This is a genomic window from Novosphingobium sp. BL-S-32 (assembly GCF_056857055.1).
The window spans coordinates 958945-976740 of sequence record NZ_CM166476.1 but is presented as its reverse complement, the minus strand read 5'-3'; the positions used below and the strand labels follow the sequence as shown (position 1 = coordinate 976740).

Below are 17796 nucleotides of genomic sequence, written 5' to 3'. Positions count from 1 at the left end.
GCCGGTTTCCATCAGATTTCATCAAGTGAAGATCCGCCCCCGCGCCTTGCGATTTCGGGCCCAGCGGAATACCAACCGCCCGTTAAATCACTCATCAATAGAGTTTTCATGCGCCGTTTCTATTCGAAGGCATTTTCTGTCGGTCTGCTTCTGAGTACTGCCCTGGCGACTGTACCCGCACTGGCGGAAACCACCGGCAACGTGGGTGAGGGCGAGGGCGCCGCCGTAAGCGCGGGCCCCCAGCCAGCGGCCACGATCACCCGCGAAACGGTGCCGGACTGGGTTGTGCTGCGCGATGTGCCGAAGCTCACGCCCGCGCGTCTGGAGCATGTGACCGAAGGCACCGCCAACCTCCTTTCGGACAAACAGGTGCGCGTGACTTCCGCAGGGCACGACGAGTGGTTCCGCTTTGCCTCTGCCGTGACCGAGCGCAGCGGGCTTGAGGACAACGGCAAGATCGAGGCCGATTTCGACCCGCATTTCGAGACCGTCTCGCTCGATTTCGTCCATGTCATCCGCAACGGCCAGCTTATAGACCTGACCGACAAAACCAGCTTTCGCGTGGTCGAACACGAGGACAGCCTGGATGAAGAGATCGTCAGCGGCACGCTGAAGGCCGTCGCCTACCTCAAGGACATCCGCGTCGGCGACATCGTCGACTTCGCCTATACCACCCACACCCGCTCCACGCTTTGGCCGGGGCAGTTCTTCGACCAGTTTGGCCAGCGCTATTCCGATCCGCTGGCGATGCGCGCGGTCCGCTTCGTCTGGCCCACCGATATGGGTCTGTCTTTCAAGGCGCTCAACAGCACGGTGTCCCTCACTCCGCATTCGCATGACGGCACTACCGAGTGGGAATGGACCGAGAGCGATCCCTCCGCGATGCAGGGCGAGGAGAACGTGACCGAGACGGCCTATCAATGGGGCAAGGTCGATATCTCGACGATGAAGAGCTGGGGCGAACTCGCTCAGTGGACCGCCCAGCTCTACGTGGGGGATGAGGGGCTTACCGACGATTTTCGCGCGCGGCTGGATGCCATCGCCAAGGCCTATCCCGCGCCGGCGGATCGCCTGACCGAGGTGACCCGCTATCTTCAGGACAATATCCGCTACGTCGGCGAGGAAATGGGCGAGGGATCCTATGTTCCCCGCCGCCCGCGTACCGTGCTGGAGCGGGGCTATGGGGATTGCAAGGACAAGAGCCTGCTGCTGGCCGTAGCGCTGCGGCATCTGGGGATCGACGCGGTGCCCGCGCTGGTCACCACGAATGGAGGACTCGGGTTGCCGATCCGATTGCCTTCGCCGCTGCTGTTCGATCACGTGATCGTTCGCGCTATGCTCGATGGTAAGCCGATCTGGCTCGATCCCACCGGCACGCACCGGGGCGGCCGGGGCAAGGGGATCGTGCAGGCCGATTATGGGTACGGCCTGCCGATCACGGCCGGGCAGACCGCGCTTGAACCGCTTGACGGTTTTGCGGCCAATGCCGGCGGCATGGTGGTGCTGGAGCAGTTCACCGTGGACGAGGTCGGCGCGGTGCCGCTGACGCTCCATGTGGAGACTCGCTACACCGGCGCGCGTGCCGACGACATGCGGGCCGATGTGGCCGACGGCTCGCTGCAGACGATTACCAAGGGCAACCTCGATTACTATCGCAAGAACTTCGCAGGCATCGTCGAATCGAAGCCGTTGGAGATTCGGGACGACCGCGACGCCAACACGGTGCTGGTCGTGGAGAACTACACGCTTTCGAAAGCCGATTTCGCCAAGGACAAGATTGCAGCCAAGCTGGTCACCAATGCCTATGACTTCGGGAATGTCCTACCGGACCGGCAGAGCGGTCCGCGTCAGCAGCCGCTGGTTTTGCCGCGCTACGTCTCGCACGATCAGGTGATCGAGCTGACCGTGAAGGACCGCGAACTCTGGGCGCCCGACGATGTCGAAGCCAGCGGCGATGGGATTACTTTCTCGCGCCGTGGCACCCGAAGCGGCGATACCACGCGCATCAGCTATCATCTGTCCACCGGCGGACAGGACTCGGTGCCGGCGGCCGGCGCAGAGCAAGTCTACGCGATCTCGGACAAGATCAAGGACGAGACGGGGCTGGAATTCTACCTTGAAAAGTCCGCACGCCCGTCTGCGCCCCCGCCGGGCGGATTGGACAAGGCGACCATGGCGCCCTTTGCAGCGGATTTCCAGAAAGCCTCCGCTCTCCTGCAAAAGGGGGACGATGCCTCGATGATCGAGGCACTGCCGATCCTATCGGGCATGCTGGACAAGCTCAAGCATCCTTCGCCCGAGGCCGGTCTGGTCGAAGGCCTGAAAGGGGCGGCGCTGGCGCAACTGCGCCGGTCCGGTCCGGCCCTTGCATCGCTGCGATCCGCGACCGAGCAATTCGACGGCAATCCCGCGGTGTTCAGCCTCTGGCTCGCGTTCGAGATCGACGGAAACGACGCGCATGCCATGATCAAGGCGCTGCGCCGGACCCAGCAGGCGCAGCCGAAGGTCGTGGCGGAATTACGCCCGGATTGGGTCCGGAAGATCTTGCAGGAAGCGGACAAGCTGCCGGCGGCGGAGCGTGAAGCGGCGGGCCAGGATGTCTGCATCGCCCTTACCGACGCGGGTTGGCAGTTGGAGCCGCGCACGATTTTCGGTAGTGCCATGCTCAATTGTGCCATCGCCGCGCACAGCCGCCGGGGCGAACTGGACAAGGCACGCACGGGCCTTGCGTTGAAGCCCAGTGCGTTCGGACTGGCGCTGTTCTCGCTCGACCAACGGCACAAGGCGCTGTGGCCCGATCTGGACCGCCTTGGTGCCGATGGGTTCCGCAAGAACCTTGAACAGGACGTGGCGCGCACGGCCGCTGCCGCCAAGGCCGCGCCGCGCGATGCCGAGGCGCTGACCGCCTATGTCAGTGCGCTGCGTGCCGTCGGCCGGCCGGATGAGGCGGTCGCCGCCGCCAAGCCGTTCGTGACCGACAAGGCGCAAGTGGAGGCTACCGGCGACGATGCCTTCCGGCTGGTCCATCAATATGCTGCGGCCCTGCACGATCTGGGGCGGGCGGACGAAGGGCTTGCTGCACTGGACGGCGTGCTTGCGCTGGGCATGGATGCCTATCCTTCGCTGGCTACGACAGCGATGAACCGGATTAACATGCTCAACCTCATGGGGCGCCATCAGGAGGCGTTCGACGCGGCAAAGGTTCTGGACGAGCAGGAATCCACGAAAACCAGCGCTTTCGGTCGGATTTGGCTCTGGGCCGAACAGGCCTGCGCGCTTCACGCGCTGTCGCGCCCGGGCGAGGCCAAGGCGTTGGAGGACAAGATGTCCGCCAAGCCCGACGATAGCTGGAGCGCGACGATGATGGTGGCTGCCTGCCGCAACGATGCCCCGGCCATGGCGAATATCGTGGTCACTCGCCTGAAGGATGAGGAGAGCCGGTCTGACGCGCTTGCGCTGTTCATGCGGTTCCAGATTCGCACTCCGGAACTGCCCTATGAGAAGCAGTTGCACGATGCCGTGCAGAGCGCGCTGCGCACACCGGCCGTGCAACAGGAATTCGCGCGGGTCGGCCGTGCCGTGAATTACGCGGGTACTTCGGCGGGATTCAGCGATTTCTAGAACCGGGCCGAGGTTCGTGTAAGGGGGCGGGGATGCCTGTGCCTATGCCCCCGATGACGAGACTGCGATGGATGGTGCGGCGCATGCTGGCCGGGGCGCTGCTATTGCAAGGCGCTGCGCCCGTCCATGCCGAGGACAACCCGTGGCCCGGCCGGACGCGCGCGGCGGTCGATTATCTGGACCGGCGATGGGGCAAGTCGGACGATTGGGACGGGATCGAGCCCTGGCAGCGCTTTGTCGTCGTCGATGCCCTGATCGACCATGAACGGCGGACGGGCGACCGGCGCTGGGGGCGGCAGGTCGATGCGGCGGTCCGCAATCACTCCGGCCTCGCGCTCAACGACGACGCGTTGTGGGCGGTGATCGCCAATGTCCATGCCTGGCAGCGCGACGGCGATCCGGCGCTGCTGGCTTATGCCATCAAGACGTACGGCGAGATCGTTGCGGACTATTGGGACGACCATTGCGGCGGCGGACTGTGGTGGGATCCGGCGCGGACTTACAAGAACGCGATCACCAACGAATTGCTCATCTACGCCTCGACCCAGTTGTACCTCGCCACCGGGCAGGCCAGCTATCGGGACTGGGCACTGCGCGGCTGGGCGTGGCTCGAGCAGTCATCCATGATCGGCGCCGACGGGCTGGTGAACGACGGGCTCGACAGCAATTGCCGCAACAACGGGCAGCCGCGCTTCACCTACAATCAGGGCGTGCTGATCGGCGGCTTGAGCGATCTTGCCCGGATTACCGGCGATGCAGGCTATCACGACCGCGCGGTCAGGCTGGCGCTCGCCGCCACGCGCGGGCTTTCGACGCCGCAGGGCATTCTGCGCGAGCCGGTCGATGCGATTGGGTCGGACGGCTGGATGTTCAAGGGCATCTTCGCCTACCACCTCGGCCATCTGCTGGAGATAATGCCTGACGGGCCGGAACGCGGCGAACTCATGGGCTGGGTTCGCGCGAATGCCGATGCGGTGTGGCGAATGAGCGCGTCCGGAACCAAGCCGATCGGCAGCGACTGGTCGGACAGTGCATCGGCCACCGGCGCAGCAACGCAGGCGTCGGGGATCGACATCCTGCTTGCCGCGACCGGCTAACTCGGGCCTCTTATTTTCCGTCGATCAGGGCGTTGAACTGCTCCAGCGTGCAGAAGCCGGGGTGCTGCGGCACGGTGCAGCCGGTGGGGCTCATCGCCACGCGCACAACACCGCTTGTGGCGCCGCCATTGCGGATGCTGTCGAGCGTCTGGGCGCGGTAGGAGACGCGCATGAAGGTCTGCCCGGCCCGGTCGTGGAGGCGTTCGATCACGATGGCGCCGCCGGGGGCGGGGTCGTCCTGCGCGAAACCGGGGATCTGCCAGTGCACGTCCAGCAGTCCGCCGAGATTGGCGACATTGGTGTCATGGCCGGAAATCACCGTGATCCGCGCGGGACCTTCGAGACCTTGCTTCACGATTGCGGCCAGCGGCGCGAAATTGGCAGCCGCAATCGGTTTCGGGCGGGCGAGAAGCTCGAATTCCAGTGCATGGAAGCGCGAGAGCGCGGTCACGTCGGCGGCACTGGCACGGCCCCAGCCGACTTCCGCCATCGGCTTGCCGTCTGCATATTCCAGCAGGAGGGCTTGCGCGGCGGTGGAGGCCTTGTCGAGCATGCCGGAAAGCTTGGGGCGCGAAGTGGCCGTTGCGCCCTTGAAGGAGGACGGCACCGCGGAAATGCCGCAGACGCCCTTGGCGGGCGCGGTATTCGGCCCGCAGAGAACGGCATCGAGCCGCGCTGCCAGCGCCTGTTCCTGCGCGTCGCGCGCGGCAAGGCCGCCGGGCCCAGCGGCGGCAAGCACGGCGGCGTCGGCCTGCGCCGGGTCCCAGTTGGCGGGGCTGGCCTCAATGGCCGAGAACAGCGGGTCCTGCTGGCCTTGCGGCGGATGTTCGGCGGTGAGGCCGCACTTGGGGGCGAGCGCGCCCATCCAGGCTTCGGCCGTGGCAATGGTGCGCTGGTCGCTATCGGCCACCACGCGGACGGTACCGGGCGCAGGGCATCCGCGCGCCGGAAGGATACCGGCGGCGCGGAAGGCTTTCGCGTCGCTCTGCCCGAGCGCGGCCACGGCTTCGGCGCCATGATGGGTCAGCCAGCCGGGTGCGACGGACCACTTGGGCCAGTCGCCCACGGCGGTCCCGGCGGGCATCGCCGGGTCCTTGGTCGGCGGGCGTACCCCGTGGCGCATGACCAGCACCACGCGGTCTACCGTGAGGTCGGAGGCATCCCGCGTGGACGCCTGAGGCGCCTGCGCGGAGACTGCCGCAAGCGGCGCGGCGAGTGCGGCAAGACCGATGCCGGCGAGTTTCATGCGTTTCATCGACATCGATCCTGTCACAATCCCGTTCCCGTTCCCGTTCCCGTTCCGATCAGAAGTGCATCTGCACGCCGATGCGGTACTGCGCGCCGTACTGCTCGCGCTCGACCAGTTGCTGGCGAACGCCCACGTAGCGGCGCCACGGTGCGTCGGTCAGGTTGATCGCGTCGCCGAACACGGAGAACTGCGGCGTGATCTGGTAGCTGAGGTGCAGGTCGAGTTGGGCATTGCCGTCGGTATACTCGTCGGTCGAGGCATCGGCGCCGAGCAGGTCGAGATAGGCCGAACGGTAGTTGAGCGCGAGGCGGGCGCCGAAGCCGTACTTCTCATAGAAGATCTGCGCGTTGGCGACGTTCTTCGACTGGTAGATCAGCGGAATGCCTCCGTCGCGCACGAAGTCGGCATCGGCATGGCCCCAGACGTGGGTGTAGTTGGCCGATACGCCGAAGCCGCTCCAGAACCCGGGCAGATTCACGAACTGCATCTGGGCGTTGAATTCCACGCCGGTCAGCTGTTCGCTGCTGGCGTTGATCGGCGAGGCGACATCGGCCGCGGCGTAGAGGACGTTGGCGATCGTCACGTCCGTCTGGCGGGTGTTGTAAGTGTAGATCGGATTGTCGATCGACTTGTGGAACACCCCGGCCGAGAACAGCGCGCCCGCCGTCGGGTAATATTCCAGCGAGGCGTCATAGCTGACCGCCTTGAGCGGCTTGAGGTTGGGATTGCCCATGGAGACGTTGGGCACCGTATCGTCCTCGACCACCACGTAAGGGGCCAGATCCGGATAGTTCGGGCGGCCGATAGACGTGGTGACGGCGGCGCGGGCGACAAGGTTGTTGCCGAAGTCGTACTTGGCGTTGATGCCCGGGAACAGGTCCGTGTAGCTCTGGTGGCCGAAGACGTTGAAGCCTTCGTCGAGCGTGGAGTTATCGTCCACCGCCTTGGCGCTGGTGGAGTCTTCCGTATGCTCGATGCGCACGCCGGGCACCACGGTCAGCCCGCCGAAGCGCAGCGTTGCCATGATGTAGCCGGCGGTGATCTTCTCGCGCACGTCGTAGTCGCTGGCGAGGCTGTCGGAGAGCGTTCCCGCGTTGTCGATCTTGGCGACCGAGGGATTGGCGCTCATGTAGGCGCGCGCCGCGTCGTAATCGATGCGCGTGCCGAAGTTGAACATGTCGCCGTAGAAGCTATCGTCACCGGTATAGGCGCCGCCCTGGTTGAGCGTCCACGCGGTGCCCGCCTTGTAGTCGGTCTTGTCGTGGTCGTCCGCCTTGTGGCGATCGATGTACTTGGCGCCGATCGCGAAGGTGGAATCGTCACCCAGGGCGATGGGGTGGGTGTAGTCGATCCGGGCCTGCCACAGCTGCTCGAATGAGCGGCGGTGTTCGAAGTTGTACTTGCTGAGCGCGAAGGCCGAAGGGGTGGAGAACAGCGCGGAATCGCTGGGCACCATGGTGTAGGGATCGGTCGAGGCGTCGTAGTCGATCGCGGTCTTGCCCTTGGGGGCAGTGAACGTGAACTCGCTGCGGACCGGGTCGACCTTGGTCGCGCGCGTCCAGCCGCCGGACATTTCCAGCTTGCCGCCGGCCACATCGTCGAACTCGCCGCCCAGCGTGGCCGACTTGGTGTTGTCGTCCTCTTCGCGGTGCCGCACGAGGATCGTGGCGGTGCCGGCGATGGCGCCGGTGGTGCCGTTGACCGACGTGACCGCCAGGCGGTTCTGGTCGCGCGTTTCGTTGTCGTTGAACTTCGAATAGCTGGTGCGCAGGTAGAGCTTCACCGTGTCCGAGGGATGCCAGTCGAAGTTGCCGACCACGCCAAGGCGCTTGCGCACGAGGTTGTAGTCACGCAGGCCATTGCCGTCCGGCACGCCGTTGTAGGTCGTGTAGTCTTCCGAGGCCTGATAGTTTTCGGATTCGATCGGACGGCGCGAATAGTTGACCGAGACGACGGCGCCGAACTGCTCGTCCGCGCCGAAGCGGCCACCGGCCGTGGCGTCGAACTGGTAAGGCGTCTTGTGGTTCAATCCGTAGTAGCCGATCGATCCGCGCGCATCGAGGAAGAATGGCGCGGCGCTGTCGAAGGCGGTCTTGGTCTTGATGTCCACCGAACCGCCGATGGCATTGGCGTCCTGGTTGGGAAGGACCGACTTCGAGACCGAGATCGACTGGATCATGGCGGAGGGAAGGTCGTCCAGCTTCACCACGCGGCCATCGGGCTCGGGCGCGGGAAGGGTCTGGCCGTTCAGCGTGACGTTGACGAGGTTCGGGTCGATGCCGCGAATGATGACGTAGCGGCCTTCGCCCTGATCGTTGGCGACCGAGATGCCGGGCAGGCGCTTCACGGCTTCGGCCACGTTCTGGTCGGGCAGCTTGCCCACGTCGTTGGCTTCGAGCGTCTCGACGGTGTTGAACGCGTCGCGCTTCTCGGCAATCGCCTTGCGCTGGGCGGCAAGATCGCCGTTGACGACGATCTCGTCGCCATGATCGGCGCCAGTATCGGCAGCGGCAGCGGCAGCATCGGCGGCAGCATCGGCGGCAGCATCAGCGGCACGGGCCGGGCTCGCGACACCGACCATGGCGGCAGCGGCAAGGGTGAACAGCGAGGTTTGGCGAAGCAGAGGCGCGCGCAGAAGCGACATGAAGAATCTTTTCCCTGATCTTGTCTTTGGCGACGAGCGCCCACTGGTCGAGGCCGATGACAGCTCGATGACGATCCGGGGGAAATGCCGTGGGGACAGGAACATGGATGAAATTGGGCGTGGCTGTGGCAATTACGCGACACATGGAGCCGGGCATGTCCGTCGCGGCAGCGCAAGGCCCTCAACCCGCTGATAAATCCCGCCGATAAATCCCTATGTCGCGAACCCGGCCTCCGCTATCGAACTGCGACACGACCGGCTGCGGCTCTGAAGGTCGGGAACAAGGGATGGGACAATGAATGCGACGCTTCTCCGTGGCGTAATGGTGGGTGCGCTCGCCGGACTGCTGTTCGGGTTCGATACGGCGGTTATCGCCGGCACCACCGAGGGCATCCGCAGCGCTTTCGCGCTCGGCGCGACAGGTGTGGGCGTCACGGTTTCAAGCGCATTGTGGGGCACGCTGGCAGGCGCGCTGCTCGCCGGTATTCCGGGCGACCGCTACGGCGCGCGCGCTTCGCTGACGGTGATCGCGCTGCTCTATCTCGTGTCCGGCATCGGCTGTTTTCTGGCGTGGAACTGGCCCATGCTGCTGATCATGCGTGTGCTGGCCGGTTTCGCGGTGGGCGCATCCTCGGTTCTGGCGCCCGTCTATATCGCCGAGATCGCCCCCGCCGAGCGGCGCGGCATGATGGTGGGCGCGTTCCAGCTCAATGTCGTGCTGGGCATTCTGGTCGCCTATCTCAGCAACTATCTGGTCTCCAGCCTTCAGCTTGGCGCGATGGACTGGCACGTGAAGTTCGGCGTGACCACGCTGCCCGCCGTGTTGCTGCTGGTGATGATGCAGACCATCCCCGACAGCCCCCGGTGGCTTTTCGCCAAGGGCCGGGAAGGGGAGGCCGCCGCCGTTCTGAGCAAGCTGGGCAACCCTGACGTCGCGGGCGAAATGGCGATCTGGCGCCGCGCGGAAGCGCAGACTCATGCCGCGCGCCTGAGCTGGAAGCGGCACCACAGGCCGATCCTGCTGGCCGTCGGCATTGCCGCGTTCAATCAGCTCTCCGGCATCAATGCGATTCTCTATTATCTGAACGACATCTTTGCCGCCGCCGGCTTCTCCGGAGTTTCGGCCGACAAGCAGGCCATCGTCATCGGTACCTGCAACCTTGTCTTCACCGCGCTGGCGCTGACCGTGATCGACAGGATCGGCCGCAAGACGCTGCTACTGATCGGCTCGGTCGGCCTGACGGCGGCACTGGCAGGCGTTGCCGCGATCTTCTCCGGCGGCACCCACCACGAGTGGCTGCTGTGGCTGCTGGTCGCCTTCATCGCCTTCTTCGCGTTCTCGCAAGGCGCGGTGATCTGGGTCTATATCAGCGAGATCTTCCCGACCGACGTGCGTGCGCGCGGGCAGAGCCTCGGCTCCTCCGTCCACTGGTTCATGGACGCGGTGATCGCTTTCGGCTTTCCGCTCGCCGCCGCGCGTGCCCACGCGCTGCCGTTCTGGCTTTTCGCGGCGATGATGGCGCTTCAGTTCGTGGTGGTGCTGCTGTTCTTCCCCGAAACCAAGCGCCGTTCGCTGGAGGCCATCGGCGAGGCCATGTGACGCATCAGGCAGCGGGTTCGACCAGAACCTGCTGCTCGTTCATCCGGGCGTCTCCATAAGCGGTGAGGAAGGCGACATCGGCCGCGTCCCGGCCGACGCCGATCTTTGCCATCACCGCCTCCCGGGCCATGCCGGTGGCATCGATCAGATGCCACTCGCCGCCCAGGAACACTTCGGCCACGGCGTGGAAGTCCTGCGGCTCTACGCCCAGCGCATAGACGCTGGCGATCCGCGCAGGGATGCCGACGGCGCGCACCAGCGTGATCAGCACATGCGCGAAATCGCGGCAGATCCCCTGCCGCCGGATGAAGGTATCGGCCGCCGTGGTCTGGCTGGTGCTGACCCCGGGCACATAGCTGATCTTGTCGTGCACCCAGTCGCGCATCGCCATGACCAGCGCGCCGCCGCCCAGATCCGGAAACTCGGACGCCGCGAAGCTCTGGAACCGGTCTGCCGGGCAATAGCGCGAGGCCATGAGGTACTGGATCGTTTCCCCCGGCAACTGATGCGGCGGCACGCTGTCGAGCTTGCGGCAGTCGGCCAGCAGCCGCTCGATCGAGACGATGGCCCGATAGTCGACACGCAGGTTCCCCTGCGCGCGGAGCCAGATCCGCTCGCCGATGCAATCCTGCGCGGGGACCCGGGCAAAATGTTCGCAGGGCGGCAAATCGATATTGGCCGAGAGCACCTGTTGCTCGGGAATGATCGCCGCTTCCAGCTGGAGAAGAATGTCGGTCGGCTTGTCGAACTGGTAGTCGAGCCGGGCGTGAATGGAGAGTTTCGTGGCCGCCTCTGCGCGTGGCGGCGGGGAGGTCGCATCGGAGCGGTTTTGGGTCACTGCCGGTCTTCTCCTGAACTGCACCCCGATCACTGCGAGCAACCGTTCCGGCGCCGGGAAGTTGCGCAACATCGCCCGAATTTACGCGCTGCGCCGGCATCGCATTAAGTTGGTAAACAGACTGCCGCGCCTTTCCACCGGCTCGCCTGACCCGCCGCCGACTCGCGGGTTTCAACCATTGTGCCCGGCATAAACTGGCTGCTAGCTGCCCATGTGGCCCGGCGCCCCCCTAATTGCCGGGTCGCAACCCCGTAGGACCGTCTCAATCCCCCCGAGACGGTCCTATTAGGGGGCGCGCAAATCAGGCGCCCTAATCAGGCACTTTGCCAGGTCTCCGAAAAGACACGCTCGAAATTCCCGCCAAGGATCTTGTCGAGCGTCCGGCGCGAATAGCCGCGTTTGGCCAGTGCATCGGCAATCACTGCATAGCGATCCGGCCGGTTGAGCCCGATCACGAAGGGCGGCGGGCCTTCTCCCGGTGCCGAGACGCCGGCCTTCTTGCGCTCCGCGATGTCGTCGTTCCAGGCCTTCATGCTTTCCGGCGATGTGTCGAACGGGGTGAGCAGCCCGTCGGTCCCGATCCCCACGTGATCCTCTCCGCAGACCCGCACGGCATGTTCGATATGGGCGAGATAGGCATCCAGACCCGGCTGGGCGGGCGCGGGGACGAGGAAGGCCAGCTCGTAGATCCCGACCACGCCGCCCTTGTTCGCCAGCGTGCGCAGCAGTGCATCGGACTTGTTGCGCGGATGCGGGTGGATCGCGGCGCACCCGGCATGGGTAATGAGCACCGGCTTTTTGGAGGCCGCCATCGCATCGAGGCTGGTCCGCTCGTCGCTGTGGCTGATGTCGATCGAGGTGCCGAGCGTGTTCATCCGGCTTATCGCCGCATGTCCCAGTTCGGTAAGGCCGGTCGATTGCGGCGCCAATACGCCGGAACCGAACGGCGAGACGGTGTTATAGGTCAGCCCCATCACCAGCACGTCGGCGGCGCGGAAATGGTCGATATTCTCGACGCGCCCCTCCAGCATTCCCGCCGCCTCGAACGAGAGGATGACGCCCACTTTCCCGTTCCGCTTCGTCTGTGCGAGATCGGCGGGGCTCGTGACTTTCGTGAACAGGTCCGAATTGACCGCGATGCCTTTTGCGAAGCCGGCGATCTGTTCGTCGGTTTCGGCCTTGCTCAGGTTGCCGCTGCCGCCGAGCGTTATCTTGAACGCGTCGAGGCCCGACGAGCGCACCATGGCCCGCGTTTCCGCATCCAGCGGATCGGGCGAATCCACCGGCGCCACGAGATTGCCGTCGATGACGAGCGCCCTGCCGGATTTCCGCTCCGGTACCTGCGCGGCATAAGCGGCGACGGGGCCCAAAAGCGCTGCGGAAACCGCCCCTCCGGCCAGCGTCAGAATTTCGCGACGATCCATGCATATCCTCCCAAGAACGCATGGCGGATGGAAGGCGCGGGGCGCGCGAACAACATTTCGTCGACAGACGACATTTGTAATCGATGAAACGGCGAAGCCCGCCTTCGCCGCTATCGTCAGGTCAGTGCTGTTTTGCCGGAGCGGGTGCCGGATCGCGGTTGGGCGCCGCACCTGCACTCTCAAGCTCTGGATAGCGTTCGAGAATCGCGCGGGTCACGCCGTTGGTCCAGCCGAAGCCGTCTTGCAGCGGATATTCGCCGCCGCCGCCGGGAAGCCGCTCCTCGACATCATACTTTTCGAGCATCTTGCCGGTTTCGCGGTAGGTGACCTGCACCGTCTCGACCCACCTGCGGGCGATGTCGCGCGCGAGTGCCTGTTCGCCGTAGCGGCCCAGTCCGTCGATCGCGACCCACTGGAGCGGCGCCCAGCCGTTGGGTGCGTCCCATTGCAGGCCGGTGGTGAGCGTCGTCGTGCGCAGCCCGCCCGGCGCGAGCAGTGCGGTGCGGGTGATCCCGGCCATGGCCTTGGCCTGCGCGGCCGAGGCTATGCCGGTGAAGAGCGGATAGAGCGTGGCGCTGGACAGCACCAGCGTCGGCGCGCGGTCATCCAGCGACCAGTCGGCAAAGCGCCCGTCCTTTTTGGACCAGAGGTAGCGGTCGACCGCGGCCTTGCGCCGTGCCGCGCGCTGCGCGAACTCGGCCGCGCAGGGCTTGTCGGCGGCGGCTTCGCAACCCTTCTCGATCCGCGTTTCCATCGCCCACAAAAGCGCGTTGAGATCGACGGGGACGATCCGGGTGGTGCGGATCGTGGAAAGGTTGTGCGGATCGACAAGCCAGCGGGAGCTGAAGTCCCAGCCGCTTTCGGCACCCGCCCGCAAGTCGCGGTAAACCTCTGCGGCATCGCGTCCGGCTGCCTTGGCGGCGGTCGTGCGGTCTTCCGCGTAGGACTCGTCGCGCGGGGTGTCGTTATCGTCCCAATAGCGGTTCAGCAGGCTGCCATCGGGCATGCGCATCACACGTTCGCAGGGTTTCGCGGCGGTCGCGCAGGCTTCTCCCGCCATCCAGTAGGCATGTTCCTTGCGCAGCGCGGCAAGGCGGCGGGCGCGGACCCTCGGGTCGGCCTGCTTCGACAGGTCCAGCATCAGCGCGAAGAACGGCGGCTGCGAACGGCCGAGGTAATATGTGCGCGTGCCGTTGGGAATGTGGCCGAAGCGCTCGATCAGACTGGTGAAGTTGTCGATCATCCCCTCGACCAGATCGTCATGCCCGTCCGCGACAAGGCCCAGCATCGTAAAGTACGAATCCCAATAGTACATTTCCCGGAAGCGGCCGCCGGGAACCACATAGGGCGCGGGCAGGGCGAGTGCCGAGGAGCCCGCCGGGGGATCGAGCGGCGGCCGCGTCAGCTGCGGCCAGAGCGCGGCGATATGGGCCTTGAGCGAAAGCTTCTCGGTGGGGGCGTGCGGAACGTCGAAATGGCGCAGGACAAACGCGCGCAGCGCCTCGGGGCCTTCCGGCTGTTCGGCGTGCCAGGCGCGCAGGATCGTTTCCGGGTCTTCGCGCGGGGTGGCGTCGGCGAAGGTCTTGCCATCGGCGAAGATGTGTTCGGTCTGCACCGCTTCGTAGAGAGGCCCGAAAAGTTGTTCGGGGCTCTGAGGCGGGGCGGCCTGCGCGGCGCAGGCGAGGGTGGTAAGCAGGGCCAGCCCCGCACGGGTGGGCAGGGCCAGGCGGCGCGAGGGGGCAGCACGGTTCACGTCGGGGATTCCTCAGGCAATCCGGGGGATGCGTTCGCTCGACTGGCGAACGGCGGCGCGTACCGCTTCGAGATGGCGCAGGTTTTCCGCTTCCGGCGCGGCATCGAGCATCGGGTTGTAGTCACGCGCGCGGATGCCCTGGCCGGTCATCACGGCGAACCAGCTGGCGTCGCGGAACAGGTCCTCGCCGGTCAACATGATCCGGCCGGAGGTCTCGTACTGGGCGATCCGGTAGGCGAGCGTTTCGGGCAGCGCGGCGGTCTGGCAGTGTTGCCACATCGGCTCGCTGCGCCCGGCGGTGAAGTGGTAATGCAGCACGAGGAAATCGCGCACGTCTTCCATCTCGCGCGCGAAGATGCGGTTGTATTGCTCGGCCAGCAGCGGCTCGCAGCCGGCGCGCGGGAACAGCGAGAGCAGCTTGCCGATGCCGGTCTGGATCAGGTGGATGCTGGTCGATTCCAGCGGCTCCAGAAATCCGCTGGACAGGCCGATGGCCACGACATTGCCGACCCACGCGCGCTTGCGGCGGCCGGGGGTGAAACGGATCAGGCGCGGTTCGGCGCTCGGTTCGCCAATCGCGCCGAGCAGCGTTTCGCGCGCGGCTTCGGGCGTCTGGAACGCGCTGGAAAAGACATAGCCGTTGCCGACGCGGTGCTGCAGCGGGATGCGCCAGCGCCAGCCGGCTTCATGGGTGATCGAACGGGTAAAAGGCACCGGCTCCGCGTCTGCCGGGGTCGGCGCGGCCCATGCGCCGTCGCAGGGGAGCCAGTGCGACCAGTCCTCGAATCCGGCTTGCAGGCGATCCTCGATCAGCAGGCCGCGCAGGCCCGAGCAATCGATGAAGAGGTCCCCGGACAGGCGCTCGCCCTTGTCGGTGGACACGCTGCCGATGAAGCCGGTTTCGCCGTCCTGCTCGATCTCCGTCACTTTGCCTTCGTGGCGCTGCACACCGCGCGCTTCGGCGTGCTTGCGCAAGTATCCGGCGTAGAGGCTGGCGTCGAAATGGTAGGCATAGCCCAGCGTGGAGAGCAGCGAGCGCGGGTCGTTCGCGGGCTGGATGAAGCGGCGCTGGCGCGCCAGCTGCGTGGTCAGCGAATAGTCTTCGGGAGAGAGGTCATGCCCGCCCAGCCACGCGCGGATCAGGCGGTGCGGGAACATCACGGCGTCGCCGGGGCCGCCATACGTGCCGAAGGGGTGGAGATAGTTGTGCCCGTCGCCCTGCCAGCCCTGGAATTCGATGCCGAGCTTGTAGGTCGCCTTGGTGGCGGCCATGAATTCGGCTTCGTCGAGGCCGAGGAGCTGGTTGAACCAGTGGATCGTCGGGATCGTCGCCTCGCCGACGCCGATCGTGCCGATGGCGTCGGATTCGACGAGGCGGATTGCGATCCCGTTGGGTTGGAGCGCCTTGGACAGGGCCGCGGCCGTCATCCATCCGGCCGTTCCGCCGCCGAGGATGACGATGGAGCGGATCGGCGCCTTGTCTGTCATTTACCGCATCCCGTGGCTGGTGCGGGGCGCTGGACGGCCAGGAATACCGTGCTCCAGAGCTGCGCCGCGTTCGATTCGTCGACATCCGCGCCGCTCGCGCCGAAGGGCACGACCTTGTAGGCGCCGCCTTCGTAGTTCCACGACCACAGCTCGGAACTCTGCACGCTGCGGCTGGCGGCGATGGCGTTCCACAGGCTGTCCTGTGCGGCCAGAAGCTGGCGGCAGACGCCGGGGGAAAGGTCCGTCCGCGCGATCTGGCGGGCCAGCCCGGATGCGGCGAGGGCCTGATGCCACGACCAGATCACCGTGCCGTGATAGGCGTTGCGGCTGAACGTCTTTTGCAGTTCGGGCGAGGCGAACACCGGGTTGGCGACGACCATGCCTGCGCCGGTCATCAGGCCCGCCGGGAAGGCATCGCCGATGGTCTCGGCGGCAATGCTCAGCTGGTCGCTGGTCGGGCGGCCGTAGAGCAGCGCGAAGCCTTCGTCGGAATTGACGATGGGCACCGGCTTGCCCTGCGCGTCGAGCGCGATGGCGTGATAGCGGATCGGGCGCTGCGCTGCCGCCAGCGCGGGGGCGGCGGGCACGGCTTCCTGCTTGGCATAACGGGCGATTGCGGCCTGCGCGGCGGCAGGCTGCACGGTCTGCTGGAACAGCCCGGGCGCCCGTTCGCGCCAGACTTTCGCCATCTGCGAAAGCTGCGCCAGCATGGCCTTGTCCTCGGGCTTGGTGAAAGCGTCGAGCAGGCCGGCGCGGGCGAGCGCGTCGGCGGCGTCGAGCGCGGCTGGAACGAGGATCGCGTTGACGTCGTAAGGATAGCGACCGCCGCCAAGCCCATCGTTGCTGTCACGCCATTGGCCGACATCCATGCCGGGGTGCAGCGCGATCAGGTTGTTCCAGCGCGGGTCCTTGGCGAAGGCCTGTGCCTGCTGCGCCACGAAGCGGATGTTCGTCATCAGCGCCTGACCGAGCGGACGTCCCTGATCCTGCTCGGCAAGGAAATCGGCAGCGCGCGCCTTGCCGCGCGGATCGTCCAGCAGCCATGCCTGAGCGACGGGCGCCAGCATGAAGGAGCTGTCGATCATCGCGTAATTGAACGTCGGCGTGTCGGACTTGCCCTGACCCGCGCGCATGTGATCGAGCACCGCGAATTCGCCGATGTCTTCCTCATGCGCCACGTTGCCGTCGTGCGACAGGCGTTCGAGCACGGCGCGCAGGCCGGTTTCCACCGCTTCCGGTTGCAGCGCCGGCATCAGCATCCGCACCGACATCAGGGTATCGCGACCGAAATAGGTGTTGAACCTCCAGGAGCCCGCCATGAACTTCTCATGGTAGCTGAGGAATTGCAACGCGGCTCGGGCGGCCGGGTCGGCGGCAGCCTTGTCGGTGAGAAGCGTTTCGGGCGTGAAGGGCGTCAGCGGTTTTTCGCCGGTGAGCGCGGTCACCGTGAAGACGATGCGTCCGTCCGGGCCCGCCGTGATCGTGTTGCCGCTGACGGTGCCTTGCTCGGCGGTGAGCGAGAGCTTGTAGCCGGGCGCGCCGTCCAGCCGGTCCCTTGCCCAGACGAGCGTGCGGGCCTGCGTCTGTCCCGGCACCAGCACTTCCGCCGGAGCCGTGCCCAGCGCCTGATAGTCGCGCAGCACGCGCACGCTGGACAGCACCGCCTGCCGCACGACCAGCCGCGAGGCGCGGATTTCGGCGCGGAAGGTGACGCCGTGCAGGGTGCGTCCCTGCGCGTCGGTTCCGCTGACGGGCTGGGGCTGCCCGGTCATCGTCCATTCGGCGGCTTGCGGCACTTTCTCGAACCACAGGCCCACGCCGCTGTTGCCCGCCGGGAAGGCGACGATCACGCGCGGGTCATTGCCCGAGCGCAGCAGCACGTGCGCGGCTACCGGTCCCTGCTGGACGAACGTGTTGAGGTTCAGTCCCTCCTGCACGGTGTGCAGGGGCGCCTGTGTGGTAGCCTCCTGAGCCCAGGCGGGCGAGGGGGATGCAAGGGCGAGAGGAGCGGCCGTCAAGGCCAGCGCGGCGAGCCGAAGGGAGGGCCTGCGAAACAGGGGAGGCATCGGGAAGCTCCATGTA

At 66.1% G+C, this 17796-nt stretch carries 10 protein-coding genes; 3 read left to right on the top strand and 7 right to left on the bottom strand.

Annotated elements, in window-relative coordinates:
• Positions 1–108: 108 nt before the first annotated feature.
• The gene (locus AC1VVK_RS04495; protein WP_482904543.1) at positions 109–3621 is read left to right on the top strand and encodes a DUF3857 domain-containing protein; all 3513 of its coding nucleotides are present in this window, start codon (positions 109–111) and stop codon (positions 3619–3621) included.
• 53 nt (positions 3622–3674) lie between these two features.
• Positions 3675–4718: a glycoside hydrolase family 76 protein gene (locus AC1VVK_RS04490; protein WP_482904542.1), complete on the top strand. Its 1044-nt coding sequence runs from the start codon at positions 3675–3677 to the stop codon at positions 4716–4718.
• Positions 4719–4728: 10 nt separating this feature from the next.
• Here AC1VVK_RS04490 and AC1VVK_RS04485 read toward each other — a convergent pair whose 3' ends face one another.
• Both AC1VVK_RS04485 and AC1VVK_RS04480 read right to left on the bottom strand, forming a co-directional pair.
• Positions 4729–5973, bottom strand: coding sequence for a histidine-type phosphatase (locus AC1VVK_RS04485; RefSeq protein ID WP_482904541.1), 1245 nt, complete (start codon positions 5971–5973; stop codon positions 4729–4731).
• Positions 5974–6022: 49 nt separating this feature from the next.
• Positions 6023–8611: a TonB-dependent receptor gene (locus AC1VVK_RS04480; protein WP_482904540.1), complete on the bottom strand. Its 2589-nt coding sequence runs from the start codon at positions 8609–8611 to the stop codon at positions 6023–6025.
• Between the two features lie 295 nt (positions 8612–8906).
• Between AC1VVK_RS04480 and AC1VVK_RS04475 the strand changes: the two genes are divergently transcribed.
• Positions 8907–10211, top strand: a complete 1305-nt coding sequence (locus AC1VVK_RS04475; RefSeq protein ID WP_482904539.1) for a sugar porter family MFS transporter — start codon at positions 8907–8909, stop codon at positions 10209–10211.
• 4 nt (positions 10212–10215) lie between these two features.
• Here AC1VVK_RS04475 and AC1VVK_RS04470 read toward each other — a convergent pair whose 3' ends face one another.
• The 5 genes from AC1VVK_RS04470 to AC1VVK_RS04450 all read right to left on the bottom strand — a co-directional run bounded on the left by AC1VVK_RS04470 (position 10216) and on the right by AC1VVK_RS04450 (position 17780).
• Entirely contained in the window at positions 10216–11049 is an 834-nt protein-coding gene (locus AC1VVK_RS04470; protein WP_482904538.1) for a transglutaminase-like domain-containing protein, read from the bottom strand.
• Positions 11050–11363: 314 nt separating this feature from the next.
• Positions 11364–12473, bottom strand: coding sequence for a dipeptidase (locus AC1VVK_RS04465; RefSeq protein WP_482904537.1), 1110 nt, complete (start codon positions 12471–12473; stop codon positions 11364–11366).
• Between the two features lie 121 nt (positions 12474–12594).
• Positions 12595–14226 (bottom strand): alpha,alpha-trehalase TreF, encoded by a 1632-nt coding sequence (gene treF / locus AC1VVK_RS04460; protein WP_482904536.1) that lies wholly within the window; start codon positions 14224–14226, stop codon positions 12595–12597.
• Positions 14227–14238: 12 nt separating this feature from the next.
• Positions 14239–15714: a tryptophan halogenase family protein gene (locus AC1VVK_RS04455; RefSeq protein ID WP_482904535.1), complete on the bottom strand. Its 1476-nt coding sequence runs from the start codon at positions 15712–15714 to the stop codon at positions 14239–14241.
• Positions 15711–17780 (bottom strand): glucosidase family protein, encoded by a 2070-nt coding sequence (locus AC1VVK_RS04450; protein ID WP_482904534.1) that lies wholly within the window; start codon positions 17778–17780, stop codon positions 15711–15713. The genes AC1VVK_RS04455 and AC1VVK_RS04450 overlap by 4 nt, the downstream gene beginning before the upstream one ends.
• Between the last annotated feature and the right edge of the window lie 16 nt (positions 17781–17796).